Origin of the sequence: Bordetella genomosp. 7 (assembly GCF_002261265.1) — a bacterium.
Classification (GTDB): domain Bacteria; phylum Pseudomonadota; class Gammaproteobacteria; order Burkholderiales; family Burkholderiaceae_B; genus Bordetella_A.
Genome location: NZ_NEVK01000006.1, coordinates 238890 through 263409 on the forward strand (window position 1 = coordinate 238890; position 24520 = coordinate 263409).

The 24520-nt window shown below is 66.5% G+C and carries 23 protein-coding genes; 5 read left to right on the forward strand and 18 right to left on the reverse strand.

Going from position 1 to position 24520, the window contains the following annotated elements; all coding sequences use genetic code 11:
- Positions 1-22 precede the first annotated feature (22 nt).
- Both efp and CAL19_RS12000 read left to right on the forward strand, forming a co-directional pair.
- Positions 23-580, forward strand: coding sequence for an elongation factor P (efp, locus tag CAL19_RS11995; protein WP_026640215.1), 558 nt, complete (start codon positions 23-25; stop codon positions 578-580).
- A gap of 140 nt (positions 581-720) precedes the next feature.
- The gene (locus tag CAL19_RS12000; RefSeq protein ID WP_026640214.1) at positions 721-1188 is read left to right on the forward strand and encodes a DUF1178 family protein; all 468 of its coding nucleotides are present in this window, start codon (positions 721-723) and stop codon (positions 1186-1188) included.
- A gap of 71 nt (positions 1189-1259) precedes the next feature.
- Here the strand turns inward: CAL19_RS12000 and CAL19_RS12005 are convergent, their stop codons facing one another.
- The 16 genes from CAL19_RS12005 to CAL19_RS12080 all read right to left on the reverse strand — a co-directional run bounded on the left by CAL19_RS12005 (position 1260) and on the right by CAL19_RS12080 (position 16737).
- Positions 1260-1967 (reverse strand): DUF2968 domain-containing protein, encoded by a 708-nt coding sequence (locus tag CAL19_RS12005; protein WP_026640213.1) that lies wholly within the window; start codon positions 1965-1967, stop codon positions 1260-1262.
- Positions 1968-2055: 88 nt separating this feature from the next.
- Positions 2056-3450 carry a sigma 54-interacting transcriptional regulator gene (locus tag CAL19_RS12010; protein WP_026640212.1) on the reverse strand — a complete coding sequence of 465 codons (1395 nt, stop codon included), beginning with the start codon at positions 3448-3450 and terminating at the stop codon, positions 2056-2058.
- Between the two features lie 38 nt (positions 3451-3488).
- On the reverse strand, positions 3489-5588 hold the full coding sequence (locus tag CAL19_RS12015) for a pilus assembly protein TadG-related protein (RefSeq protein ID WP_026640211.1): 2100 nt from the start codon (positions 5586-5588) through the stop codon (positions 3489-3491).
- A gap of 22 nt (positions 5589-5610) precedes the next feature.
- Complete coding sequence (locus CAL19_RS12020) at positions 5611-6084, reverse strand: DUF3613 domain-containing protein (RefSeq protein ID WP_094796886.1); 474 nt, start codon at positions 6082-6084, stop codon at positions 5611-5613.
- Positions 6085-6132: 48 nt separating this feature from the next.
- On the reverse strand, positions 6133-7032 hold the full coding sequence (locus CAL19_RS12025) for a hypothetical protein (RefSeq protein WP_081745731.1): 900 nt from the start codon (positions 7030-7032) through the stop codon (positions 6133-6135).
- The gene (locus CAL19_RS12030; protein WP_026640208.1) at positions 7032-8030 is read right to left on the reverse strand and encodes a type II secretion system F family protein; all 999 of its coding nucleotides are present in this window, start codon (positions 8028-8030) and stop codon (positions 7032-7034) included. Before CAL19_RS12030 ends, CAL19_RS12025 begins: the two co-directional genes overlap by 1 nt.
- 8 nt (positions 8031-8038) lie before the next feature.
- Positions 8039-8971 (reverse strand): type II secretion system F family protein, encoded by a 933-nt coding sequence (locus tag CAL19_RS12035; RefSeq protein ID WP_094796887.1) that lies wholly within the window; start codon positions 8969-8971, stop codon positions 8039-8041.
- Positions 8971-10326 (reverse strand): CpaF family protein, encoded by a 1356-nt coding sequence (locus CAL19_RS12040; RefSeq protein ID WP_026640206.1) that lies wholly within the window; start codon positions 10324-10326, stop codon positions 8971-8973. Before CAL19_RS12040 ends, CAL19_RS12035 begins: the two co-directional genes overlap by 1 nt.
- Positions 10327-10353: 27 nt before the next feature.
- The gene (locus tag CAL19_RS12045; protein ID WP_026640205.1) at positions 10354-11679 is read right to left on the reverse strand and encodes a pilus assembly protein CpaE; all 1326 of its coding nucleotides are present in this window, start codon (positions 11677-11679) and stop codon (positions 10354-10356) included.
- A complete protein-coding gene (locus CAL19_RS12050) occupies positions 11676-13043 on the reverse strand; it encodes a type II and III secretion system protein family protein (protein WP_249276299.1) in 1368 nt (455 codons plus the stop codon). Before CAL19_RS12050 ends, CAL19_RS12045 begins: the two co-directional genes overlap by 4 nt.
- 62 nt (positions 13044-13105) lie before the next feature.
- On the reverse strand, positions 13106-14065 hold the full coding sequence (gene cpaB, locus CAL19_RS12055; RefSeq protein WP_094796890.1) for a Flp pilus assembly protein CpaB: 960 nt from the start codon (positions 14063-14065) through the stop codon (positions 13106-13108).
- Positions 14062-14556 (reverse strand): TadE/TadG family type IV pilus assembly protein, encoded by a 495-nt coding sequence (locus tag CAL19_RS12060; RefSeq protein ID WP_026640202.1) that lies wholly within the window; start codon positions 14554-14556, stop codon positions 14062-14064. Before CAL19_RS12060 ends, cpaB begins: the two co-directional genes overlap by 4 nt.
- A 1-nt stretch (position 14557) precedes the next feature.
- A complete protein-coding gene (locus CAL19_RS12065; protein WP_249276300.1) occupies positions 14558-15022 on the reverse strand; it encodes a TadE family protein in 465 nt (154 codons plus the stop codon).
- Entirely contained in the window at positions 15007-15549 is a 543-nt protein-coding gene (locus CAL19_RS19830) for a prepilin peptidase (RefSeq protein ID WP_094796892.1), read from the reverse strand. The genes CAL19_RS12065 and CAL19_RS19830 overlap by 16 nt, the downstream gene beginning before the upstream one ends.
- A 74-nt stretch (positions 15550-15623) precedes the next feature.
- A complete protein-coding gene (locus CAL19_RS12075; RefSeq protein ID WP_094796893.1) occupies positions 15624-15815 on the reverse strand; it encodes a Flp family type IVb pilin in 192 nt (63 codons plus the stop codon).
- Positions 15816-15906: 91 nt separating this feature from the next.
- On the reverse strand, positions 15907-16737 hold the full coding sequence (locus tag CAL19_RS12080) for an MHYT domain-containing protein (protein WP_094796894.1): 831 nt from the start codon (positions 16735-16737) through the stop codon (positions 15907-15909).
- A 419-nt stretch (positions 16738-17156) separates the two neighbouring features.
- Here CAL19_RS12080 and CAL19_RS12085 point away from each other — a divergent pair, with 419 nt between their 5' ends.
- From CAL19_RS12085 to CAL19_RS12095, 3 genes are all read left to right on the forward strand, one after another.
- On the forward strand, positions 17157-18881 hold the full coding sequence (locus CAL19_RS12085; RefSeq protein WP_094796895.1) for a ShlB/FhaC/HecB family hemolysin secretion/activation protein: 1725 nt from the start codon (positions 17157-17159) through the stop codon (positions 18879-18881).
- Positions 18882-19204: 323 nt separating this feature from the next.
- A complete protein-coding gene (locus CAL19_RS12090) occupies positions 19205-20767 on the forward strand; it encodes a collagen-like triple helix repeat-containing protein (RefSeq protein ID WP_026640198.1) in 1563 nt (520 codons plus the stop codon).
- A gap of 29 nt (positions 20768-20796) precedes the next feature.
- Positions 20797-21342 carry a MarR family winged helix-turn-helix transcriptional regulator gene (locus CAL19_RS12095; RefSeq protein ID WP_026640197.1) on the forward strand — a complete coding sequence of 182 codons (546 nt, stop codon included), beginning with the start codon at positions 20797-20799 and terminating at the stop codon, positions 21340-21342.
- A 27-nt stretch (positions 21343-21369) separates the two neighbouring features.
- Here the strand turns inward: CAL19_RS12095 and CAL19_RS12100 are convergent, their stop codons facing one another.
- Both CAL19_RS12100 and CAL19_RS12105 read right to left on the reverse strand, forming a co-directional pair.
- Entirely contained in the window at positions 21370-23055 is a 1686-nt protein-coding gene (locus CAL19_RS12100; protein WP_094796896.1) for an ABC transporter ATP-binding protein, read from the reverse strand.
- Complete coding sequence (locus tag CAL19_RS12105; protein ID WP_094796897.1) at positions 23052-24518, reverse strand: ABC transporter permease; 1467 nt, start codon at positions 24516-24518, stop codon at positions 23052-23054. The genes CAL19_RS12100 and CAL19_RS12105 overlap by 4 nt, the downstream gene beginning before the upstream one ends.
- Positions 24519-24520 lie beyond the last annotated feature (2 nt).

Here is a 24520-nt window from a genome sequence, read left to right on the forward strand (position 1 = left end):
TACTACCCGGAGTTTTATTTAGATGAAAACCGCTCAAGAATTGCGAGTCGGCAACGTAGTCATGGTCGGCAAGGACCCGCTGGTGGTCCAGAAAGCCGAATACAACAAGTCCGGCCGCAACGCCGCTGTCGTCAAGCTCAAGTTCAAGAACCTGCTCACGGGTTCGGGCAGCGAATCGGTGTACAAGGCCGATGAAAAGTTCGATGTCGTCGTGCTCGACCGCAAAGAATGCACCTACTCGTACTTCGCCGACCCCATGTACGTGTTCATGGACGAAGAGTACAACCAGTACGAAATCGAAGCCGAAAGCATGGGCGATGCGCTGAACTACCTGGAAGAAGCCATGCCGGTGGAAGTGGTCTTCTACGACGGCCGCGCCATTTCGGTGGAACTGCCCACGATCCTGGTCCGCGAGATCACCTATACCGAACCGGCCGTGCGCGGCGACACCTCGGGCAAGGTGCTCAAGCCCGCCAAGATCAACACCGGCTTCGAGCTGAACGTGCCGCTGTTCTGCGCCATTGGCGACAAGATCGAGATCGACACGCGCACGCACGAATACCGCAGCCGCGTAAACTGATCGGCGTCCGGCCCGCAGGCCGGCACAGCCAGCAAAAAAACGGCGCCAACGGGCGCCGTTTTTGCTGCGTTGCTACACTGGCAGTGTCCGGCGCATGCAAGACTCTTGTATTCGTGGGCGCCCGCCCCATATTTCCCGTCATGGCACTCAAGGTATTCGATTTGCAGTGCGAGCAAGGCCACGTGTTCGAAGGCTGGTTCGGCTCGCATGAAGACTACGACACGCAACAGGCGCAAGGCCTGGTCACGTGCCCGATGTGCTCGTCGGCCACCATTACCAAGCGCATGTCCGCGCCGCGGCTGAATGTATCGCACCTGCATGCGCAGCCGCAGCCGCCTGCGCGGCCCGCGCAACCGCCGGGCCCGGGCGATGCCGCCGCCATGGCCCGCCTGCAGGCCGCCGTGCTGCAGCAGATGCGCGAACTGATACGCAAAACCGAAAACGTGGGCCCCCGCTTTGCGGAAGAAGCCCGGCGCATACATGAAGGCGAGGCCGATGAACGCCCCATACGCGGCACGGCCACGCCCGAAGAGCGCGTGGCCCTGAGCGAAGAAGGCATCGACGTCCTGGCCCTGCCCGATTTTCTTGACGACGACCGCCTGCAATAGGCCAGCCGGCGCGACCGACAAAAAAATTGAGCCCCATGGGGGCTCAATTTACGTAAGGCCGGGGCGCTGCGCTATTTGCGCCCTTTCTTGGCCGCCGCCGCCTGCTCGCGCTGGATTTCGGCCTGCTGGGCCTGCAACGAATCGATCTGGCGCTGCATCGCGCTGAGTTCTTTGCGCAGTTGCTGCTGCTGCTGCGCAAGCGCCGCCGCCTGCTGGCGCGCCTGTGCCTGGCGCGCGGCCACTTGCTGCTCTTGCTGCTCGCGCAGGCTCTGGTCGGCGCGCAGCGTGGCCAGTTCGCTGCTGCGCTCGGCAAGCAGGCGCTCGGAATGCGCGTACTCGGCCTGCAGCTTGATGCGCTTGATGTCGACTTCCGCCAGATCGGCCGACTGCTGCGCGAATGCGCGATAGGTGGACTCGGCCTGCTTGTCGGACTTGGTCTGCACCACGCGCCAAAAGTCCTTCTGCTGGAACAGCGCCACGTAATAGGTGAGATCGTCGGGCTTGAACAACAGGCTGGCGCCATACGTGCCGTTGTATGTCGTGCGCAGTTCAGATACCTGCCGGTTCTGGATCAGCGACTGCAGCTCGGCGACCGTAGTATTGGCTTTGGGAGCGGCGGCAGGCGGCGTGACCGGCGTGTCGCCCGGCACATCGTTCTGGACCTGCTGCACCGGCGGGCGGCTGGCTTCGGATTGCGCGCTGGCGCAGGCGGCCAGACCGGACATTGCCATGCCCAGCACGGCCAGCCGCGCCACGGTATGAAGTTTCAGGACTTGCATGCCTTCCCCAAAAAAACGTTGCAGAACTATACCAAGTAATTATGCGTTACTGGACACTGGTTTTTCCCAGTGCAGCTCCCCACCCGCGCTAGAGAGACTCGGCCACGCCTTCGGCGACTTCGCCTTGTTGGCCGCCCAGCCGCAGCTTGCGCATCTTTTCCCACAGTACCTTGCGGCTGATGCCCAGGTGGTGCGCGGTGTCCTGGCGCCGCCATCCATTGGATTCGAGGGCGGCCAGGATGCGGGCGCGTTCGGCGCGCTCGGCGTCGGTGAACGCCTCTTCGGCGGGCGCCGCGGGCCGCGCGGCCCTGGCCGGCATGCCCGCCAGCCTGGCGAAAATCTGGTCGATGCGGGGCCGGTCCCATTGCTGGAACTGGCGGCGTACGATCGCCACGCGCTCGACCACGTTAGACAGCTCTCGTACGTTGCCCCCAAACGCCGTGTTGGCGACGCGTTCGAGCAGCCACGCGGGCGGCGGATCGCCGGGGTCGGCGTGATGCCGTTCCAGCAAGGCGCGGAAGATGGCGATTTTTTCCTCCGGGCCGCGCTCTTCGAGATTGGGAATATATAGTTCGATGACGGCCAGACGGTAATACAGGTCCGCGCGGAACTCCCCTTGCGCGCAGAGTTCGCGCAGGTCTTTGTTGGTGGCGGCCACGAGCCGGAAATCCACGGGCACCGCTACCGTGGCGCCCAGCCGCGTCACGGCGTTCTGCTCCAGCACGCGCAGCAGCTTCACTTGCTGGTACAGCGGCAGGTCGCCGATCTCGTCCAGGAACAATGTGCCGCCGTCGGCCTGCTCGAAATACCCCTTGTGCACGCCCACTGCGCCCGTGAACGCGCCCTTGGCATGGCCGAAGAAGTGCGCCTCGAACAAGCCTTCGGGAATCGCCCCGCAGTTCACGGCCACGAAGGGGCCTTCAGACCATGCCGCGCGGTCATGCAACAGGCGCGCCACCCGCTCTTTGCCCACCCCGGTCTCGCCGTGGATGAGCACGTTGCTGCGGCAGTCGGCGAACATCTGCGCTTCGGCCAGCAATTCGCGCATCGGCTCCGACACCGCCACGAACGGCTGCTCCTGGCGCACGCGCCGCCGGTCGGCGCGCTCAAGCGACCCCAGCAGGTCAAAGAGCTGTTTGCGCAGCTCGGCCGAGGTAAACATCAAGGGCAAGGTGTGCGAATACTCGGGCGGATAGAAGCGCGGGTCGTTGCCGCGCGCCTCGGCTGCCACCCAGATGACCGGCATGCCTTGCGAGGCCAGCCAGTCATGGCCGCTGAGCCGCTTGTCGCCCATGACCGACACAGACACCAGCGCGACGGCGGTGCGCGTCATGTCGCGCTGGGGCGGAAAGGATGTCCCCGCATCGGCCCGCACCACGGTGACGTCCATGCCGGCCAGGCAACGCTCGGCGCGCGCCGCGATATCGGACACGCCTTCCCAGACGTAAAGGTCGAAATCGTCGTGGATGGGTTTACTGGACATAGGCAATATGATCGGCCCGCGGGCGTCTCCTCGAGAGCTTAATAAACCAGCCTGGGCTTGCCGCAATCTACCGACAGCAGCGACACATCGGTCTCGCCCAGGTTCAGGCCCAGCAGCATCAGCACCTGCCTGAGCAGCTCGGATATCGGATCCAGCAGGGGCTGCAGCAGCGCAATCACGACGTTGATCAGGCCGCTCAAGGCGCTCGTGCCGGTCAGCGCAAGGGCGGCTACCGAGTCGATGCGGCAACTGCGTATCGCGTTGGGCGTCAGGTGCAGCACGCATACCGTATCGGCAACCACGGCGGCTACGGTATCCAGCAGATTGCCCACCACCGTCACCGTGCCGCCCAGCAGGCCCAGCAGGCCGCCATTGATCACCCGGTTGTTCAGGTTCTGGATCTGTTCCGCCGACCAGTTCAGGCGGTTGACCACCGCCGATACCGATTCGCCGGCCCCCTGGCTGCCCACCAGGCGCTCGGCAAACTGCTTGGCCTGGCCCGCCGGGATCTTGGCATTCTGCTCGGTAAGGTCGGCCAGCAGGCCCAGGATGACGGTGTCGGCAACGTTGCGGACCAGCTCGGCAAGATCCAGATCGGTGGCGTTGACCGTCTTGGTCGAGTCGGGGGAATCGGGCTCTGTCAGGGTCACCGGTACGGGGTCGCCCGCGCGGAAAACCGGCAGCGTCACCCTGCTGGACACGGGCAGCAGGCCCAGCACATTCAGAATCGGATAGCGCTGCACCGACGTGAATTCGTCTTCGATGCAGGCATTGGTGGTCGAGAAGAATTCGTCTCCCGGGCCCATGCTCGGAAACTGGCCCACGCACACATTCGCCACCGACGAACGCACGTCGAACCTGGCCTGATCTGGGGCCAGAGGCGCCTCGCATATGCCGGTCAGGGTGGCGTCGGATTGACCCACTTCGACGATGAGCGGCAGATCGACCTTGGTGCCCAGTGTGTTGAGCACCGGCCCGACCACGGGGATGCTGGAGGTGTTCAGCCGCAGGTACACGCGCACGCCGGCCGTGCTGGCGCGCGTGCCCACGCCCCCCACGGCGATGGACGGAGGTTCGACCACGCGCACGCGGCTCTGCACACCCAGGATCGGCACGTTCAGGCCCAGGTCGATGAGGTTGTCGCCATTGGCGATCATCAGGCCGGTCTGCAGCAGATCGGTGACCTTGATGTCTGCCTGCAAGGCAGCCTGCGCGTCGGTTGCCACGCCGATGTCCAGCAAGCCGCCCTCGCCGAACGGCTTGATGGGAATGTCCAGCGGAGCCACATCGAGCATCACGTTCACGATGTCGGCCAACAGCCCGATCTGCGCCTGGGCCGTGCCGCTGGTGCGCTGGGCCACGGCGAGCGACGCATTGAGCAGCTCGCCCAGCGTGATCGCCGGCAGCGCGGCCAATTGTTCGGGAGTGCCCACCCCGGCCAGCACGGACACCGGAATGCCCAGCTCCTGCAGCAGGCCGGACGGCGTGATGTTGAGATTGACCAGTCCGGCCGAATCCAGCACGTCCAGTTGCGCCGGCGTCGCGCCCAACGATGCCAGCAGCTTGCCGAGCAGACCATCGGAAGCCAGCCGCAGCAGCCTGGATTCGACCGAGAACGCAGCGGTGGGCGCCGTATTCGAGGCCACGGCCTCTACCTGCACCCGGGTGCCGCCCGTCCAGCCATCCAGCACGCTGGGAATCAGCGAACTCAGCGTCGTGGAGATGTGCACGCGTACGGCGTTGGCGCGCTCGCCCGCGGCCGCATTGGGCGTGAATACGTGCTTGCCGGACGGATCCGGGCGGGTGGGATCCCAGTACAGGCATTGCACCGACACATCGCCGGCGGCCAGCGGGTCGACAAACCCCGGCACGTTGTCCACCGCGCTGCGACGGGCTGCCACGGCCACGGGCTGCCCGGGCTGGCAGCCGGCGACTGCGCCGCTGGGCGCCAGCACCTGCACGGCCGACAAGGCGGCCAGGTCCGCGGCCTTCTGCAGCTCGCGCTTCATGTAGAACAGGTAGCCGACTTGCACCGACAGCAGGATGACCATGCCGATCAGCACGGCGAACGCCACCGACACCGCGACGGATCCCCGCTGGCGGGTACGTGGAGTCGAGAAACGCAAAGGCCTGTTCATAGTGATGTGCGCGACGATCCAGCTAGTTGCTGTCCGTCTCTACCTTTTCGCCGAACCATTGAGGGATGGGCTGACGGAAACTGTCGAGATACCGTTGCCATGACGCGCTGGACACCGGCCCCAGGATGGGCAGCGCCCCGCCGGCGCGACGGCCGTCGGCCTGCGCCGCCATCAATGCACGGGTGACATCGCCGACTGCCTCGTCCCGTTGTGCCGACGCCGGCGCCGTGGAAGCGGCCGCCGTGGATGCGGCCGCCGTGGATGCGGCCGCCGTGGATGCGGCCGCCGTGGGAGCGGCCGCCGGCATGGGCGTCTGCACCTGGCGCACCACGGGGCGCGCCGGCATGGCCTGGGGCGACGCTGGCGCCACGGGCGTTGCCGACGCCGCGGGCTGGGCGGCGGCCCCGCCGGTCAGCGGCGCATTCATTTGCGCGCCCGCCACCCCGGGCAGCAAGGCGGCCAGCACGATCGGAAGCTGATAAACATAACGGGACATGGTCGTCTCTTTCTGGTTCGTGATGCCGTAGCAGGCGTGCGGCCGTCGCTACTGCACCATCGGCGGGTTGATCATGCGGTCCATCACCGGCTGCAGCATGGGCATCACGACGTCGCGCCCGCTGGAAACCTGGGTGATTTGCCGCTCGGGGGCCGGGCGTTCCATGTCGCGCACCACGGGCGCGGCGCCGGCGCCGGCGCTCGCGGGTGGCGCGGCGTGCGCCCGCAACTGCATTTCATTGGCCAGCTGGTATATCTGGCTGCGCGCCTCCTGGCCCAGGCCGGCCTGGTCCATCAGACGCTGCGCCTGCACGGCGTTGCCTTCCATCATGAGCAGCAATGCCATATTGGCCAGCACCTTGGTATTGGCCGGGTCCAGCTCGGCAGCCTTGCCCAGGGGCACGCGCGCGCCGGCGATGTCGCCCGCGCGCAGCCGCGCATAGCCCAGGTCGCCCAGCATCTGGGCGTTGGTCGGCGCCAGCTGCACCGCGCGATCGATATTCTGCGCAGCCAGCGCGTAATCGCCCTGCGCGCCGGCCAGCAGGCCCAGCCCGTGCCAGCCCTGCGCCGCCTGCGGGCCGTTGAGCAACTTGCGGTAGACCGCCACGCTGTGCTCTTGCTGGCCGGTGCGCCGCAGCGCCTCGGCCTGCAGGGCCGCCAGTTCGTCGGTTTCGCCGAAACGTTGGCGATAGGCGTCGATATAGGCCAGCGAAGCGAAGTAACGCCCCTGCGCCTGGCTTTCGCGGATCAGCGTCAGCATCAGCTGCGGCTCGGTGGGTTGGCGGTCGGTCGCGTAGTCGTCTTCGGACTGCCGCATCAGCGCCTGCTCTTGTTGCTGCTGCTGGATCAATTCCCAAGCCGACTGCATCTTGTTCGACTGGCAACCGGCCAGCAGCGCGACGCCCGCGCAGAGCGCCAGCCGGGCCGCCATGGTGGGAAAACGTCTCATCACATTCCTCCCGCGATGCGCGACAGTCCGCGCAGCACAGACAAGATGCCCATGCCGCCCGTCACGATAAGCAGCGCGGGCAGCAGGGTAAGTATCATGACGCCGGTCATCTTCACAGTAAGACGGCCGATCTTCTCTTTGAGCTCGAACCTGCGCTTGTCGCGGATGCGCTGCGAGAAGCGGTTCAGGGGCTCTTGCACCGCGCCCCCGTGGCGGTCCACCTGCACCAGCAGGCGGCAGATCGCGGCGAGGTCGTCATTGTCGAACCCCTGCGACAGGCGTGCCAGCGATTGCTCGCGCGAGCGGCCTCGCGCATACAGGGCGGTGGCCGAGCTGAGCTCGTGGCCCAGCACAGGCAGCACCACCTTGAAGTCGTTGACGATCACGCTGAGGCTCTGGTCCACGGAAAGGCCCACGCCCTGCAGCAGGCGCAGCAGATCGACCAGCAGGGGCAGTTCCTTGCCTGCCTGCTTCTTGCGCGCCTTCACACGCCGTGCGAGCAGCCACTTGGGCAGCATGTACCCTACCGCAAAGCCAATGAACAGTGTGAACACCATGGCCATCAGCGACCCGGGCCGCCACCAGACGCCGCGCACCAGCAAAAGCGCCGCGGGCAGGGCCAGCGCCAGCCCGAACCGGAATACGGCGTAGCGCGCCCGCGCGGCGGCCACGTCCGCATAGCCAGCCAGCTCGATCAGCTTGTTGTCTTCTTCGGGCAGCAGCGACTCGGCCAGACGCCCCTGCCCCAACCGCTTGCCCAGGGCATCGGTGGATTGCGCAAGAGCGGCCAGGCGACCGGGCGGCTCGGCTGGCGGCGCGGCCACGGCGCCGCCAGGAGCCGCGCGCTCGGCCAGCGCCTGCTCGACCACCCGCATGCTGCGCGCCTGCCCGCGCCACCGCAGCACCAGCGCCGCGCCGGCGATGAACAGCGCCAGGGCTATCATCAGCAGGCCAGCCGCCAGCAGAATTGAATAGGAAGGAAAGGCCATGGTATTCATGCGCCCGCCTAGATCGACTTGGTCATGCGATAAAGCCAGTACGAGCCGCCGGCCTGCAGGACCAGCGCGGCGATCAGCATCTTGAACCCCAGCGGGTCGTCCCACATGTCCATGAACATGGCGTTGTTGGTGAACATGATGTAGCAGGCGATGCCCAGCGGCATCAGCGCCAGCACCCAGGCCGACAGACGGATCTCGGCCGACGCGGCCACCAGTTCGCCGCGCGCCTGGGCCACGTCGCGCATGAAGGCCGCGATGCGCTCCAGGACCACGTCGCTGCGGCCGCCGTACTTCTGCGCCACGCGCACCACCGCGGCGAGCAGCTGCAGTTCTTCAAAATCGTACTGGCGCGCCACATTCGACAGCGCCACGTCCAGTTCTTGCGTGGATCGGCTCAATTGCGCGGCTTTCTCGACGACTTCGCGCAAGGGTTCGTTGGTATTGGCCGACGCGGCCTGGAACGCCGCCGCCATGCTGTTGCCGATGGTGATCAGCCGGACCATCGCTTCCAGCATCTCGGGCAACTGGTCGAACATGCGCTGGCGCCGCTTGTCGGCGCGCAGCCATATGCTGAAGTACACCCCCACCAGCACGACCACCGCGGCCACGATGGCGGACACGGCGCCCGCGAACAGGGCCGCCAGCAGGACTGCGGCGGCCAGCAACCCGGCAATGGCGATATAGAAGCCCGGCGTCTGGCGGATGCCCGCGCAGCGCAGCAGTACGTCCCATTGCTCGATGCCGCTGCGCACCACCGCCATGGGGCTGCGGTCGGTGTCCCTGTCGGCCGATTCACCCGTCTGGCTTGCCTGGCTGAGCTGGCGCTCGAGGAACACAGAGGTTGCTTTACGCCGCTGGCCCTGGCCGGCCTGGCGCCACAGCAGCGCCGCCCCGGCCACGAACACCAGCGCCGCCAGCGCGAGGATGATCGCGGCTGTCATCAGCGCCTCCGGCCCCAGAAGCCGCCGCCCGACTGGTCTTCCTGCGCCGCCGCCGTGGCGCGCAGTTCGTCGCGCAGCTTGGCGAGCTTGGGCGTATGCGGATGCACGCCCAGCCAATGCCAGGCATCTTTTTCTTCGCCTTCGGGGGTGACGAACAGTTCGTGGCGATACAGTTCCTGCGTGGCGATCACGTTGTCGCCCATGCCCGTGACTTCGGTCACCGACAGTACGCGGCGCTTGCCGTTGGGCAACCGCCCGATCTGGATGATGAAGTCCAGCGCGCTGGCGATCTGGCGGCGCAGGCTGTCTTCGCTGCCCTGGAAACCGGCGAAACCCGCCAGCATTTCGATGCGGTACAGGCATTCGCGCGGCGAATTGGCGTGGATCGTGGCCATGGAACCTTCATGCCCGGTGTTCATGGCCTGCAGCATGTCCATGACCTCGGCGCCGCGCACTTCGCCCACCACGACGCGGTCGGGCCGCATGCGCAGGCTGTTGCGGATCAGGTCCCGGATGGTGACCAGGCCGTCGCCGTCAAAGCCGCCCTGGCGAGATTCCAGGCGCACCACGTGCGGATGGTTCAGCGACAGTTCGGCCGTGTCTTCGACCGTGACCACGCGCTCGGTACCCGGGATGAAAAACGCCAGCGCATTGAGCAGCGATGTCTTGCCCGAGCTGGTGCCGCCCGACACCAGGACGTTGCAGCGGTTGGCCACCGCCATGCTCAGCAGCCGGTGGATTTCTTCGTTGAATGTGCCCAGTGTCAGCAGGTCTGCCGGCTTGAGCGGGTCTTTGCGGAACTTCCGGATGGATACCATCGGCCCGTCGACGGCCAGGGGCTCGATCACCACGTTCAGGCGGCCGCCGTCCGGCAGGCGCGCATCCACCATGGGGCAGGACTCATCCAGGCGGCGGCCGATGGGCGCCAGGATGCGGCGCACGATGCGCAGCACGTGCTGGTTGTCGGTAAAGCCCAGTTGTTCGCGCGCCAGCACGCCGCCGCGCGAGACAAACACATTGTCGTAGCCGTTGATGAGGATGTCTTCCACGGCGGGGTCGGCCAGCAGGTCTTCCAGCGGCCCCAGGCCGGCCAGTTCCTTGGTCAGGGCCTCGGCGATATGACGCATCTCGCTTTCGTTGATGGCCACACGCCTGGTGCGCGCAAAACTGGCGACTTCGATGTCGACGAAATCCTGGATCGCTTCGCGCGCCCAGCGGCCGAATTCCGCGCCCAGCTCTTCGATGCGCGATAGCAGGTGTTCGTATGCCGCCGTCTTGACTTCCTGGTAGCGCTCCGAGCCCACAAAGCTCTTGTCGCCGTCGGGGCCGAACTGGATCGTGGCTGTCATGATCATGTTGCGTCCTGTTGCCTGTCTGTGCCGTTAGCGGGCCACCACCATGCGCCGGTGCACGCCCGGCAGCCAAGTGGCCAGCCAGCTGCTGCGCCCCGAGGGCCGCGCGGTTTCGCTGCACAGCCTTTCCGCCAGCGCCTGCACGCCACGCACGTATACATCGCGCTCCGCGTCCTGGTGCAGCAGCCGTCCCTGGTTGGTGCACACCATCAGGGCAAGCGGGCGGTCCGGGAGCGTGCCGATGAGTTCGAGTTCGAACCGGTCGGCGATCTGCTGGGCGGTCATGCCGTAGCGTTCGTCGTAGCGATTGACCACCAGCCCCAGCGAACTGCGCTCGACCTGCTGGCGCTGCAGGTCCTGCAGCAAGCCTGCCAGCGCAACCAGGGAACTGACGCTCTGGTCCGTGACGATCCAGCTCGCCGCGGAATTGCGCGCCAGCCTGGAAATGAATTCGATATTCGAGAACCCGCCCGTGTCGGTGACGACCAGGCCGAAGTACTGGCGCAAGCGCTCGAACACCAGCAGCGAATCCGACGGCGATACGTGGTTCATCTGGGACGGGTCGCGCGGCAGCGCCATCACGCTCAGGCCATCGCGGGTATGCGCCATGGCGGAAGCCAGCAGGGTCGCGTCCAGGCGTTGCAGATTGCGGGTCGCTTCGGCAAAGTCGAAATCGCTGGCCACGTTCACATACAACTGCGCGTCGCCGATCGGCCAGCCCAGGTCAAGCAGGGCCACGCGCGACGACAACGGCAGCCCGGTATCCGCGCCGGCGTCTTTGCGCGCGCCGCCTTGTTCTGCGCGGGCCTGGGCAAAGCGGTCTTGCGTGATGCCGGCCAGATGCGCGGCCAGTGTGCTGGTGCCCACCCCCGCACGCGCGCCGATCAACAGCACATCGCGCCGCGAGCCGCCTTCGGCACCGCCCGAGGGGGGCATGTCGAGCAGGCGCTGCACCACCTCGCGCACCTCGTGCGGCGCGACCGTGGGGTCGACAAAGTCCGTGACGCCCGCGCGCAACGCCGCGACCGCGCCCTCGGGCTGGCCCAGCAGCCCCACCGCCACTCGCGGTATGCCGGGCGCCACGCGCGCCAGCGTGCGGGCCAGGTCGGCCGAGCGCAGCAGCTTGCCCGGGTCGGCATTGCTGGCGGTGAAATCCAGGAAGATGATCTTGGGATCAATGTCCGACAGGCGCCTTCCCAACTGTTCGACAGAGGGCTGCTCTTGCGTCAGCACGCCTATGGGGCCCAGCGCCTCGACCAGCTGCGCGGCCACGGCATCGCCCTGGGAACATAACAAGAACCGGACTCCGCTTTGCAGCCCGGGCAGTTCTGAAGAATGCGCCTTCATATGGTTCACCGCGAAAAACCTGGTGCTTGTTGACCGCCGGCGGGGCCCATCAGGTAATAGCCCCATGCGTTGGTCATGGAATCGGTTCGCTCTTGCCGCTCGCCAGGCAGCGGCAATGCCACGCCACGCGCGATGGGCCGCACCAGGCGCGGCGTCACCACGATGACGAGTTCGTGCTCTTCCTGCGAATACTCGATCCCCCGGAAGAACGCGCCGATGATGGGCAGCTCGCCCAGGAACGGCACCTTGTTGACCGACGCCTTGGTCTGCCTGGACACCAGCCCGCTGATGATGAAGCTCTCGCCATCGCCCAACTCAATGGTGGTATCGGCGCGGCGCGTGCGCAGCGCGGGAATCAACGTGGCTGTTTCACCGTTGAGGATCGGGATGCCGTTGACATAGTCCAGCTCGCTTGCTTCAGGCGCCACCTTCAGCGCAATGCGCTCGCGCGACAGCACCGTAGGCGTAACGGTCAGGCCTATGCCGAACGGCTTGAAGACGACGTTCTGCGTACCCAGCCCGCCCGACTCGGGAATGGGGATCTCGCCGCCCGCCAGGAAGCTGGCGCTCTGCCCGCTCAGCGCCACCAGCGTGGGCTCGGCCAGCACCCGCGCCATGCCATTGGTCTGCAGCATGCGCAATGTGGCGCCGAAGTTGTTCGAATCGAACAGCACGCTGAAGCCGTCGCCAAGCAGGCCGCGGCCGGGCAGCGCGCCCGGAACGGAAAGACTGCCCGGCGAGGTGCGGGCGCCGAACCCCCAGCTGCCCGCGCTGCCGGTCATGGACAATCCCACTTGCTTGAGCACCGAGCGGGACACTTCGACTACCTTGACTTCGACCTGGACGACGCCATTGGTGCCCGCCGTCGCGACATCCACCACCTTGTCCTCGCCCACCGCCGCCGCGGCCGCGGCCACGGAATTCTGATGCGACAGCGGCGATGGCGCCTGGCCCGACACCACTGCATGAGCGCCCGCTACGTCCACGTTGGCGCCCCCGGCCTGTCCGCGGCGCGCCAGTTCCGACTGCACGGCGCCGCTGACGCGCACCGTCCACACCATGGGGGTACGGCTGCCGCGCGCCCATACCTGCACCTCGGTCGACCCTGCCTTCTTGCCGATCAGCATCACCGCCGCGGGACGGCCCGCGGCGGCGGGCAGCACCTTGACATCGGCGACGTCCGGGTCGGCCACGGCGATACGGGTCGGCGTGCCGGGCAAGGGAAGCAGATGCTGGCCCTTGACCGGCAGCGCCAGCTCCTGGGCGGCAGCCGGCGCCGGGGCGGCGTCGTTGGCGCGCGCCTGGGCGGCCACGCCGCCTGCATAGACAAGGCCGGCGACCGCCAGCGCGGAGCAAAGAAGAGAAGCGCGCATACGGGATGTGATCCGATTCGACATAGGTATGAAAAGCTCGCGACTGTGTAGGCTGGCGGCCATCAATAAGGCACTCGTTGCGTGGAATCGCCACGCAGGATTTCGATACTGCGCCCGCCGCCCGAACCGGCGCGCGCGGATCCCGTCCGTTTGACCGGCTGCGGCGCCGGGCCGTCGAGCTGCGCCAGGCTGTCGCCGGCATAAGCCCGGTTCGGACCAGCCTTCAGGGCTTCGCGCTGCTCCGGCGTCAGGCCGCTACGCTCGGGCAACACTGCCTGGCGAACCGCGAACAGCTCGCGGTCCGGCAGCGTTTCATCGTCGGGCGCGCGCAGCGCCAATTGAATCTGGCCGGCACGGCTGGCGAGCAGCAGCTCGTTGACGTTTTCGATGGGCACGGCCAACAAGGCGGTGCGGGCGGGAGGCTGGGTCGCCGGACGCTGCACCGCGGGTTTATCGCCTTCGACGGGAGGGCCGTCGATAGACTCAGGCCCGTATGCCAGCACACGCACGCGCGACTGCAGCAGGCGCACCTGGCTGCCCTGCACTTCCTGGTCTTTCTTGAGCATGAAGAAAACATCGACCAGATCGCCCGGCATGATGCGGTTGCCCGCGCCGACGATTTCGTCCACCGGCACGGCTACCGCGCGCTCGCCCTCGTGCAGCTGGCGCGCCAAACCCTGGGCAAGCATCTGCCGGGTCACGGGCTCGCCGGGGGCGATGTCCAGGCGCACGACCTCACCGGCCAGATCTTCGGGCCGGACGTATCCGTGGCTCAGCGCCACGGGCCATTGCACGACCTCGAGCATGTCGGCTTCCAGGCGCGTGCCCGCGACCAGCGGCTTGGCGGCCAGCACCACCGGATACGTGGCCTGGGGCACTTTGGCTTCGGCGATGGCGGGCGCGGCGGGCGCAGGGGCCGGCGGCGCGGCGACGGGGCGGCTGGCCACGTAGTAGGCCAATGCCGCGAGCACAATACCTGCTGCCAGCAGAACGGCGGCGAGAATCTTACTAACGCCGGTCATAGCGGCTCCTGTGTAATTTGAATGGTCGCACGAGCGGATAACGTTTGCGGAATAAGCGAAGCCTGGCCACCGCGGGAGGCAAGGTCCAATAAGCTCTGGAACGATCTCAGCAGCGGCCACTGCGTCACGTCATAACGCAGCACGACGGACATGCAACCCACCGCCGACCCGTCGGCGGCGGTCCAGGCGCAGGCAAACGGCGCGGCTGTGCGGTTGCACTCCACCTTGCTGCCCGGGCCGAATACGTTCACCGCCGCATCGCAGGCGATTGCCTGCACATCGGGCTGGCCCGCGTATTGCGCCTGCAGGCCGGCGCGCGCGCCCTCGCCCGCTGCGCCCGACAGCTGTTGCTGGGCCCAGAAAATTGCGCCATAGCCCACGATGCTCAGCAAGATCAGCAGCATCAGGGTGAGCACCATGGCGAACTCGATCGCTGCCACGCCGCGTTGGCGTTGCCGGGATGCGCGCAGGGGAACTTGCCTTGCCCGCATGTCAGCTCCCCGGAGCGGCGGCCAGGCTGCCCAGCCGCACGGCGGCGCGCGCGTGCAATTGCGCAGGCACGATGGCCCGCTGAATGAGCGGAAGATTCGGAATCAATGGTTGGGCGCCATAGGCATAGCTGACCACCACCTCTATCCATTCGGGGTCGTCCGCCGGTATCAGGCCGCTGCAGTTGCCGCCGTTGGCGTGGCTCAAACGCCCGTTGCCGCTGCAGACCGCGACCGACAGCGGCTCTCCGGAGATCGTGGTGATCCAGTCGGCGCGCTCCAGCGCGACATTGCGCGCCGCGTCGGCGCGCAACTGCATGTGCGTGGCGCCGGGCTGCCATTGCAGGGCCTTGCGCGCCGCATCCTGCGCGGCCAGGTTCAACGACTGCTGGGCCGTGAATATCATTCCGTACATCATGATGCCGTAGAGCACCAGGAAAAACGCCAGGAAGATCAGCGCGAACTCCACAGCATAGGCGCCACGCTGAGCGCGCCCAATGCCAGGTATGTGGCGTACGGCACCTGGCGCAGACGTTGCGGCAGCGCCCGCCAACGCGAAACCGCCAGGTATATCGCCGCATGCAGGCCGGCCAGCAGGGTGCCCGCGGCGAGCACCCAGCACAGGTACTTCAGGCCGAACACCAGCCCATAGGCGGCGATGACTTTCACATCCCCCGCGCCCATGATGCGGCGCGTCCATAGCGGCAGGAATGCAAGGGCGGCCAGGAACCCGGCGATGGCCCAGCCCCAGCCCGGCCACAATGGCGGATACGCCCAGCCGGGCGCCACGCTGGCGGCTATCGACCACAGCACCTGAAAGCAGACGGCGGCCACCACCAGCACGTTCGGAACCCTGCGATGGCGCCAGTCGGCTGCCATCAGCAGTACGTTCCAGAGTACGAACAATAGCCACCACAACGATTCCCCAAGGTACAACCGAACACCCTTGTGTCTGATCTGTCGGATTGAACGCAGGCGCCACGCAGCCGACGTCAACACGACATGCGGGCGTTTTCCCGCATGTCGTTCGCTTCAGCAGTGCGACGGCAATCCCGCGTCGACTGTGGGTATTACGGCGTCGTGGTGCCGCCGCTGAGGGTTGTCAGTTTTGCGGAAATCGTACCGAAGAAATCTTCGAGCCCATCGGTCAGCGCCGTAATCACGACAGCCAACCCCGCCACCAGCAAGGCCGCGAGAATCGCGTATTCGAGCGTGGTCACGCCCTCTTCATCGTTCCAGAACTGCAAGAATTGCTGCTTCATTTTCTCTCTCCCATGCGTATGCATGACTTACGGTTTTGGCCGCCACCATGATCTGGCGGCCGGCCCCCTGGCCCCGGCGAAAAACCGGGGCTTATCCGCGCCCCAGCGGCTGCGCCAGGCCATTGCCTGCGCCTCCGGGAGCACCAGATCCAATCAGCACGTCCACACGCTGCGCCATCTTCTGGCGAAACCGCAAGGACGCGCGGTGTAACTGCCAGCGCAGCAGCGCCAGCGTAACGATCGACAACGCAAACACCACATAAGGCAGCGACGACCCGCCGACGAGCCAGCCTGCGAACTCGCGCGGCGCCGTGCACACCATCACGCCCGCCGCGGCGGCGCTGTAGTGCATGCCGCACACGGCAAAAGCCATGACCGCTGCGGCCATCGCGCGCTGCCGTGCCGTGTGCACGTTGAACGCCAGCCACAATGCGGCGACGGCCGCCACCACAGCCACCACCACCGACAGCACGACCAACGGCAAGCTCCACTGGAACACCGCGGGTATGCGCATGGCTGCGATTCCTACGTAATGCATCGCCGCGACGCCCAGGCCGGCCAACACCCCGCCAGCCACGCATCGCCATACGGCAAAGCGCGCACGGGCCACGTACCAGAGCGCGGCACCCGAGCACAGCACCGCCAGCAAGAAACTCAGCGCGGTAAGCGCCACGTCGTAGCCGGCGGAAAACGGCATGGCCTGCGCCTGCATCCCGACGAAATGCATACTCCAGATGCCGATGCCGCCCATTGCCACCGCTGCGATCCCCACATACGGCAACCAGGGCTGGCCATCGGCGACGGCGGCGCGAACATGGGCTGCGGCGGTCAAGGCGACGTAGGCCCCGAACCCGGCCAACAGGAACGACAGCATCACTACGCCGGGTGCGAATGACAGGGGAACGGTTTCGCCGGGAATCATGAGTGAACGTGTACGTTGCGCGGCTGTCTGGGCTGCTCACTGCGGCCGTGGCGAGCGTCCGTCTGCCGCGAGCCCTGATCAGGAACAAGAGCGCGGGCGCTACACATCGGCACAACTGGAACAGGCTTATTTCTAGTCGTTTCGCTACGGTTATTACGTAAATTGTTTATTTATTTCCGACTATCCTATCCTATCCGGGCAATATGTCTAGATAATGATTGAAACCGACAACAAAATGCAGCATATACGTTACATATTGCTAATTTTCAAGCCTGGAAACCATACAGATAAGAGAAATATGTATGGTTTTTTAACGTCAAGGTGTCGGTAGCTTTTGCGTTATGGCAACATTCGAAATTCTTAGTATTGTTTCTGTTGCGAGCGGGCGCACCACGTAGCGGACCGCCGCCTTTGTTGCTATGCGGCCCAATCCTGCTTCTGTGCGTACCGGCATCCTTGCCACCTCCACCCTCGCAATCCTGGTCTGCGGCCCCGCCTATGCGGACGGCCCCTTGCGCGGCAACCCGGTAGACGCGATGCCGCGCATACAAACGCCCGCCAATACGGGGGCTCCGCAGGCGCAGCCCGCGTTGCAAGCGCCCACCCCCGAACAACAGGCCGTGCAGGCGCTGCTGGCGCAACGCATCGTGCCGAGCAATTTCGATGTGTCCGGCGTACGTGCGCTGCCCTTTGACGAGGTGGCAGCCATACTGACACCGCTAGCGGGCAAGCAGACCACGATCGGCGCCCTGGTGGCAGAAGTCGACAAGATCACGGCGCTGTATCGCGAACGAGGCTATCCGCTGTCGTTCGCGCTGCTGCAGAACCAGAGCTTCGCCAACGGACTGGTGGTTGTTACGGTGGTGGAAGGCTATATCGGGCAGGTGCGCATCGACGGCGACATCGGCAATGCGCGCGATCGCCTGGAAGACCTTGCGGCGCCGTTGATGGAAGAACGGCCCCTGACACAGGCAACGCTGGAGCGTGTGCTGAATTTGATGCGCACCGTACCGGGCGTGCGTTTCGAGCCGGCGCTGGACTTGCCGCGGCGGGCCGACGGCGCCACTGAACTGGTGCTGAACGCCACCCGCCGCCCCGTCACGGCCGATGGCGGCGTGGCCGACCTGGGCACCGGCATGCAGCCGCTGGTCAACGTGGGCACCAACAGCCTGACGCCGCTGGGCGAGCAGGTGCGGCTTACTGCCAGCGTACCGCTCAACAGTGACGATGTACGCTATGTGGCCGCCGCCATCACCGTGCCGCTGGGCGCCGACGGGCTGGCGCTGCATGTGGATGCCCATCACTACAATTCCCACCCGCAGGATGATGCGGTGGAGCGGCTGGGGTACGACCGCGAAGTCACCAACAACCGTCTGGCCGTTGCGTTGAGCTACCCCCTGCTGCTGAACAACCGGCGGTCGCTGACCGCGACGGCAGGCGTGTACGCCGTGGATGCGAAAGATCGCTACGAGGCGCGCGCAAACGACAACTGGCTGCAGCAGGACGTGGACGTGCGCGCGGCGACCGCGGAATTGCGTTACCGCGACGTGCTGCCCACGCGGTCCACCGAAATCGGGCTGGGCGTGTCGCAGGGCTTCAATGCGGCGGGCGCCAGCAAGACCGTGAAGACCAACTATGGCTACACCGGCGTACCCGACGTAAGCCTGAATTTCACGCGGTACAACCTGGATGTGCGGCAAACGTTCAGCCTGCCCGCGCAGTTCGGGCTGGTGCTGAGCGGCGCTGGCCAGTACAGCGACGACATACTGCCCAGTTCGGAACAAGTGTCGTATGGCAGCTGGCGATACGCCATGGGCTATCCGCAAGGCGAAAAGAGCGGCGACAAAGGCGTGGGCGTGTCCGCCGAAATCAACCGCCGCTTCAATGTGGGCTGGACCTACCTGAACAGCGTGCAACCCTATGCCATGGTGGACTACGCCCGCACCTGGTACAACAACAGCACGATCCAGAAAAACAACCCCGGCCACCTGTCGTCTGTTGGCCTTGGCCTGCGCTTCACCGACGACAAGCATTACCTGTTCGACTTCAACGTCGCCAAGCCGGTGGGCGCGCGCACGGCGGACGACGACGACCGCGGCTTGCGCTTCAACGCCAACTACTCGTTGTTCTACGACGCCTTCTGATCCTTTCGACGCCGTCCTGGCGTAGGGCCCGCCCGGCGTTGCGGGCCCGCGCGTTACGTAACATCACAGGAAACGTAACGTCATGTACCCCTGAAACCGTAACATTCGCAGCGACCGGAACGTCGCTAATTTGCCAATTTCGCTTTTAAGAAAACTTCTTTGATTAGCCGGTTAGTCGTTGATTAAAAAGAGATTTTCCTGCGCTATCACATCTCGTATTTCTGCGATTTTCCAGTTGAATCAAAAGTTGGCACGGATTGTGCTTTGAAGTGGGTGTAACCGGTGCATAACCGCGCCGTCTCGTCCACAACAGGAGTGCAATCATGTCTGCGAATTCTTCCGACGTACGTCGCGTCTCACGCGTGTTGGCCAAGTCGGCCATGGTAGTGGCTCTGGCCGCCGCTCTTGCCGCCTGCGGCGGTGGCAGCGGCGGCGGCAAGAAGTCGGCCGGGCTGCCCGGCGGCGGCGGGGGCGGCGGCGGTGGCAACCCGCCGGCGGGCCTGCCGGCCGGATTGCTGGAAACGACGCTGGGCAATACCGGCGACGCGGTCGACAATGCCCTGCCGCTGCAACTGGGCGATGCGCTGGGCGGCGTCGGCAAGTCGCTGGACCCGACCCTGGCGCCGGTGGTTGACACGGTTACCGGGCTGACCCAGCAAGTTGGCGCGGCCACTGGCTTGGGCGCGCCGGTCGACGGCGTGCTGACCCAAGTCGGCGGCGTCGTCAGCAATCTGGGAGATACCGTATCCGGCACCGGCCTGCCCGGCGGCCTGGACACCGGCGTGGGCGGCCTGGTCAGCGGCCTGGGCGACACCGTCGCCAGCGTGGGCGGCCTGCTCAATGCCGACCCCGACAATCCTCAACCCCTGACCACCGTGCTGGGCAACGCCACCAATGCAGTGGGCGCGCTGACCGGCGGCCTGGCTGGCGAAGGCGGCCTGCTCAACCCGGTCACGGGCCTGGTGGGCGGATTGACCGCCGGCCTGGGAGACGGCAACACGTTGCCTATTCTGGAGCCGACGCTGGGCAACACCGGCACGGCCGTCGACAACATCCTGCCGCTGGGCCTGAACCCGGCCCTGGGCGGCGTGGGTAAAAGCCTCGACGGCGTAGTCAGCCCCGTGGCCGGCCAGGTCGTCAGCCTGACGCAGCAAGTCGGCGGCGCGACCGGCCTGGGCGCTCCGGTGGCCGGGCTGCTGACGCAGATCGGCGGCACCCTGGCCGGCGCCAACGGCGCGCTGCCCGACGGCACCCCGCTCGACGGCGTACTGAGCAACCTGGGCAATGCGGTTGCCAGCCTGGGCGGAGTGCTGCACGCCACTCCGCAGAACCCCAACCCGCTGGGCGGCACGCTGGGCGGCGTGACCGGCGCGGTGGCTTCGTTGACCGGCAGCCTGGGCGGCGTGACGGGCGGCGGCGAAGGCGGGCTGCTCGCTCCGGTTACCGGCCTGCTGGGTGGCCTGGGTGGCGGTAACGGCGGCGCCAACGGCGGCCTGCTGGCTCCTGTCACCGGCCTGGTCGGCGGCCTGACCGGCGGCCTGGGTGGCGGCACGGGCGGCGCCAATGGCGGCCTGCTGGCCCCCGTCACCGGACTGGTCGGCGGCTTGACCGGCGGCCTGGGCGGCGGCAACGGCGGCTCCAACGGCGGCCTGCTGGCTCCCGTCACCGGCCTGGTCGGCGGCTTGACCGGCGGCCTGGGTGGCGGTAACGGCGGCGCCAATGGCGGCCTGCTGGCTCCCGTCACCGGCCTGGTGGGTGGCCTGACCGGCGGCCTGACGGGTGGAACGGGCGGCGGCACGGGCGGCGCTGGCGGCAATGCCAGCGGCGGCCTGCTGGGCGGACTGCTGGGCGGCGTGCTCGGCGGCCTGGGCGGCGGCGCCAATTAACCGGATCGGCGGACAAAGGAGAGTGAACCATGCTGCAGCTGGCTTCGACCCCGTACCTTGGCCGCCCTTTCGCCTCGGTTTCTGAAAGTGACGAGAATCGGCCTGGCATGATCGACGAAATTGCAGTGATGCTGGGGCGGCAGTTCGCCGCCTACACGGCAGCGTGCCAGGCATCGTTGTCGGAAAAGATGGGCATTGCGCTGGCGGACCTGAAGGCGTTGGACCTCGTGCTGGAATTCGAGTCCCTGCCGACCGGCCAGCTGGCGCAATTGCTGGGCATCAGCCCCGGCGGCGCCACCGCACTCATCAACCGGTTGGAAGAGGCCGGATATGTCGAGCGCGGCCGCCACCCGCTGGACCGCCGGATCATCGTGATCCGGCCGGTGCAGGAGCAGTGCCAGGCGCTGCTGGCCGAACGCCAGGCAATCGCCCGCGAAGTGACGCTATTGGCGCGCAACTTCGATACCGCGCAACTGGAAACCATCCAGAGCTTCTTGTCGCAATGCCTGAAGGCCTTGCGGCACGACACGCGCGTATGGCTGGAAACCCGCCACATGCGCGGGCTTGACGGCTGAACGGGCCGGGGCAAGCGCGCTGGCTCGCTAGCGCGCTTGCCCGAATGCCAGCCGTGGAACCGCCGCCAGCAGGCGGCGGGTCATTTCGTGCCGCGGCGCATGCAACACCGCATCGGCACTGCCCTCTTCCACGATCTGACCGCCATGCATGATGGCGATGCGATCCGCCAGATATTCCACGACGCCGAAGTTGTGGGTAATGAACAGATAGGCAATACCCAACTCGGCCTGCAGCTCGCGCAGCAGGTCCAGGATCTGCGCCTGCACTGACACATCGAGCGCGGACGTGGGCTCGTCGCATATCAAGACCCGGGGCTCCACCGCCAATGCGCGCGCGATGGCGATGCGCTGGCGCTGCCCGCCGGAAAATTCGTGCGGGTAACGGGCCGAGGTATCGGCCGGCAGACCGACGCGCCGCAAGAGATCCTGCACGCGCTCGCGCCGCTGCGCCTCGGGCATGTGCGGCTTCAGCGTGGCGATGCCCTCGTCAAGGATATCGCCCACCCGCATGCGCGGGTTCAATGACGCGTAAGGATCCTGGAATACGATCTGGATGTCCTGGCGAAGCCTGCGCAATTCGCGGCGGCCGGCATGCAGCAGGTCTTGCCCGTCCAGCAGCGCGCTGCCGCTTACCTTGGCGCCTTCAACCAGCCGCAGCAAGGCCTTGCCGGTGGTGGTCTTGCCGCAACCCGACTCGCCGAGCAGGGCCAGGGTTTCACCCGCCCTGAGGGTGAAGGTCACGCCATTGACAGCCTGCACCCACGAATCGATGCGGCGCAGCAGGCCCTTGCGCACCGGATAGTGCACCAGCAGGTTCTGCACGTCGAGCACAACATCGCCGGCAGCCGGACGCGACGCGCAAGCGCCGGACGCCGCCGGCGCGGCCGACTGGCCGCCTGCCAGCGGCCGGCCGCGCTTTTCATAGCTGGGAATCGCGTCGAACAACTGACGGGCATAGGGGTGTCGCGGCGCCTCGAAAAAAACGTCTGCCGGCGCGCTTTCAACAATTTCGCCGCCGCGCATCAGCGCCACGTGCTGGGCCACATTGCGCACCACCGCCAGGTCGTGCGTAATCAGAAGAATGGCCATGCCGATATCACGCTGGATATCGGCAAGCAGTTCCAGCACCTGCGCCTGCACGGTAACGTCCAGCGCCGTGGTCGGTTCATCGGCAATCAGCAGCGCCGGCTCGGCCGCCAGCGCAATGGCAATCATGATGCGCTGCTTCTGCCCGCCGGAAAACTGGAACGGGTAGTCGTCGATGCGACGTTCGGGATCGGGAATGCCCACGCGCCGCAGCCAGTCGATCGCCCGCGCGCGCGCGGCCGAGCCCCGAAGCGATGTATGCGCCGCGAGCGTTTCCAGTATCTGGTCGCCCACACGCATGACCGGGTTCAGGCTGGTGGAGGGCTCCTGGAAGATGATGCCGATGCGTCCGCCGCGCACCCCGCGCATGGCGCTTTCGGTCAACTGGTTCAGGTCTTGCCCGTCAAGCGCGACTTGCCCGCCCACGATGCGGCCGGCGTCAGGCAGCAGGCGCAGCATCGCCAGCGCTGTCATGCTCTTGCCGCAGCCCGACTCGCCCACCAGCGCGAAGGTCTCGCCGCGCCGGATGGCCAGCTGCAGTCGCTTGACCGCATGCGTCAGGCCGGCATCGCCCGCGATGGCGACGTCCAGGCCGTCGACGGCCAGCAAAGGTTGGGCCGGGCTCATGGCTGCACCTGCGTGGTTGCGCCGGCAGCGCTGGCCTGGCGGCCAGGCCGGAAGCGGCGTGCGCGCGGATCGAACGCATCGCGCACGGCGTCGGCAAACAGGTTCGCGGCCAGCACCAGCGCCAGCAGGAAAATGAACGCCGTGAGCAGGTTCCACCACACCATGGGATCGCGCGACATTTCGACCCGCGCCCGGTCGATCATTGAACCGAACGAGTTCATGCTGGGGTCCACGCCTATGCCCAGATACGACAGCACGGCCTCGTAGAGCACCAGGCCGGAAAATTCAAGCACGGCGGTAATCAGCACGATATGCATCACATTGGGCAGCAGGTGCCTGCGCATGATGTGCCAGTGCGACACGCCAAAGGCGCGCGCGGCCTGCACATATTCGAGCTCGCGCAATTTGAGGGTTTCGGCTCGCAGCAGCCGGCACAGCCCCGACCAGCCCGTCAGCCCCAGGATCATGCACAGCAGGAAGAGCCGCAAGTCGGCACGCGCGGCCGAGGTGTCGAAGAGATCCGGGTGTGTGTCGATGTACACCTGCATCATCAGCGCGCAGGCCGCCACCAGCAATACACCGGGAATTGAAGTCAGCGTCGTGTACAGGTACTGGATGGCGTCGTCGACCTTGCCCTTGAAGTAGCCCGCCGCGATGCCGAAGCCGATGGCGGGCGGCAGCATGGCCAGGGTGGTCAGGCTGCCGATGACCAGCGCGGTGCGCACGCTTTTCAGGGCCTGCCAGAGCACGTCGTTGCCGGTGCGGTCGGTGCCGAAGACGTGATACCCCGTCGCAAGGCCCGCTACGGCGCCCACGACAACGCACAGTGCGGCGTAGGTCAGCCATATGGCCCGCCAGGGAACGTCGCTGCGGTCAGCCGCGATGTCGGCCACGGCTTGCCGCCAGCCGCCATGCCTGCGGGCCAATCCGGCCGCCAGCAGCATGCCGCCGGCCAGCGCGAAAGCAAGTCCGCCCGCCAGGCCCGCGGCCAGCCGGCGCGCCACGTCGCCCGCCCATTGCGCGTCAGGGTCATCAAGGTGCGCGCCGCCGCTGCGCAAGCGTGGAAAATGGCGCAGGGGATGCCCTTCGATCAGTTCGGTTTCCTTGGTGAACTGACGGGTCGCCAGGGGAGCCGAATAGGTTTTCTCGGGCTGCGCCAGCACCGAGCCCGCCAGCAGGCTGTCCAGCGCGGATTGCACAGCCGGCGCGTAGATCGGCGGCGCGTCGGGGGCGGCTGCGGGCACCGGCGGCAGTTGCGGACGGAAATGGATGGAATCCAGCAAGCCCACCACCGCAAACGCGCACAGCACCACGGCCGAGCACATGGCGGGCGCATCGCGGCCCACGCAGGCCCATGTCGCGCGCAGCGTACGGCTGCGCCGCACGCGCCAGAAATAGGCCAGCACACCCGCCAGCATCAGGAACAGGGCGATATCCGTCCACAGGAACACGAACTTGGGCATGG

Excerpts from the sequence above, each read along its gene's own strand:
- efp (WP_026640215.1), top strand. The coding sequence starts at position 23 with ATGAAAACCGCTCAAGAATTGCGAGTCGGCAACGTAGTCATGGTCGGC.
- CAL19_RS12000 (WP_026640214.1), top strand. The coding sequence starts at position 721 with ATGGCACTCAAGGTATTCGATTTGCAGTGCGAGCAAGGCCACGTGTTC.
- CAL19_RS12005 (WP_026640213.1), bottom strand. The coding sequence starts at position 1,967 with ATGCAAGTCCTGAAACTTCATACCGTGGCGCGGCTGGCCGTGCTGGGC.
- CAL19_RS12010 (WP_026640212.1), bottom strand. The coding sequence starts at position 3,450 with ATGTCCAGTAAACCCATCCACGACGATTTCGACCTTTACGTCTGGGAA.
- CAL19_RS12015 (WP_026640211.1), bottom strand. The coding sequence starts at position 5,588 with ATGAACAGGCCTTTGCGTTTCTCGACTCCACGTACCCGCCAGCGGGGA.
- CAL19_RS12020 (WP_094796886.1), bottom strand. The coding sequence starts at position 6,084 with ATGTCCCGTTATGTTTATCAGCTTCCGATCGTGCTGGCCGCCTTGCTG.
- CAL19_RS12025 (WP_081745731.1), bottom strand. The coding sequence starts at position 7,032 with ATGAGACGTTTTCCCACCATGGCGGCCCGGCTGGCGCTCTGCGCGGGC.
- CAL19_RS12030 (WP_026640208.1), bottom strand. The coding sequence starts at position 8,030 with ATGAATACCATGGCCTTTCCTTCCTATTCAATTCTGCTGGCGGCTGGC.
- CAL19_RS12035 (WP_094796887.1), bottom strand. The coding sequence starts at position 8,971 with ATGACAGCCGCGATCATCCTCGCGCTGGCGGCGCTGGTGTTCGTGGCC.
- CAL19_RS12040 (WP_026640206.1), bottom strand. The coding sequence starts at position 10,326 with ATGATCATGACAGCCACGATCCAGTTCGGCCCCGACGGCGACAAGAGC.
- CAL19_RS12050 (WP_249276299.1), bottom strand. The coding sequence starts at position 13,043 with ATGCGCGCTTCTCTTCTTTGCTCCGCGCTGGCGGTCGCCGGCCTTGTC.
- cpaB (WP_094796890.1), bottom strand. The coding sequence starts at position 14,065 with ATGACCGGCGTTAGTAAGATTCTCGCCGCCGTTCTGCTGGCAGCAGGT.
- CAL19_RS12060 (WP_026640202.1), bottom strand. The coding sequence starts at position 14,556 with ATGCGGGCAAGGCAAGTTCCCCTGCGCGCATCCCGGCAACGCCAACGC.
- CAL19_RS12075 (WP_094796893.1), bottom strand. The coding sequence starts at position 15,815 with ATGAAGCAGCAATTCTTGCAGTTCTGGAACGATGAAGAGGGCGTGACC.
- CAL19_RS12080 (WP_094796894.1), bottom strand. The coding sequence starts at position 16,737 with ATGATTCCCGGCGAAACCGTTCCCCTGTCATTCGCACCCGGCGTAGTG.
- CAL19_RS12085 (WP_094796895.1), top strand. The coding sequence starts at position 17,157 with ATGCGGCCCAATCCTGCTTCTGTGCGTACCGGCATCCTTGCCACCTCC.
- CAL19_RS12090 (WP_026640198.1), top strand. The coding sequence starts at position 19,205 with ATGTCTGCGAATTCTTCCGACGTACGTCGCGTCTCACGCGTGTTGGCC.
- CAL19_RS12095 (WP_026640197.1), top strand. The coding sequence starts at position 20,797 with ATGCTGCAGCTGGCTTCGACCCCGTACCTTGGCCGCCCTTTCGCCTCG.
- CAL19_RS12100 (WP_094796896.1), bottom strand. The coding sequence starts at position 23,055 with ATGAGCCCGGCCCAACCTTTGCTGGCCGTCGACGGCCTGGACGTCGCC.
- CAL19_RS12105 (WP_094796897.1), bottom strand. The coding sequence starts at position 24,518 with ATGCCCAAGTTCGTGTTCCTGTGGACGGATATCGCCCTGTTCCTGATG.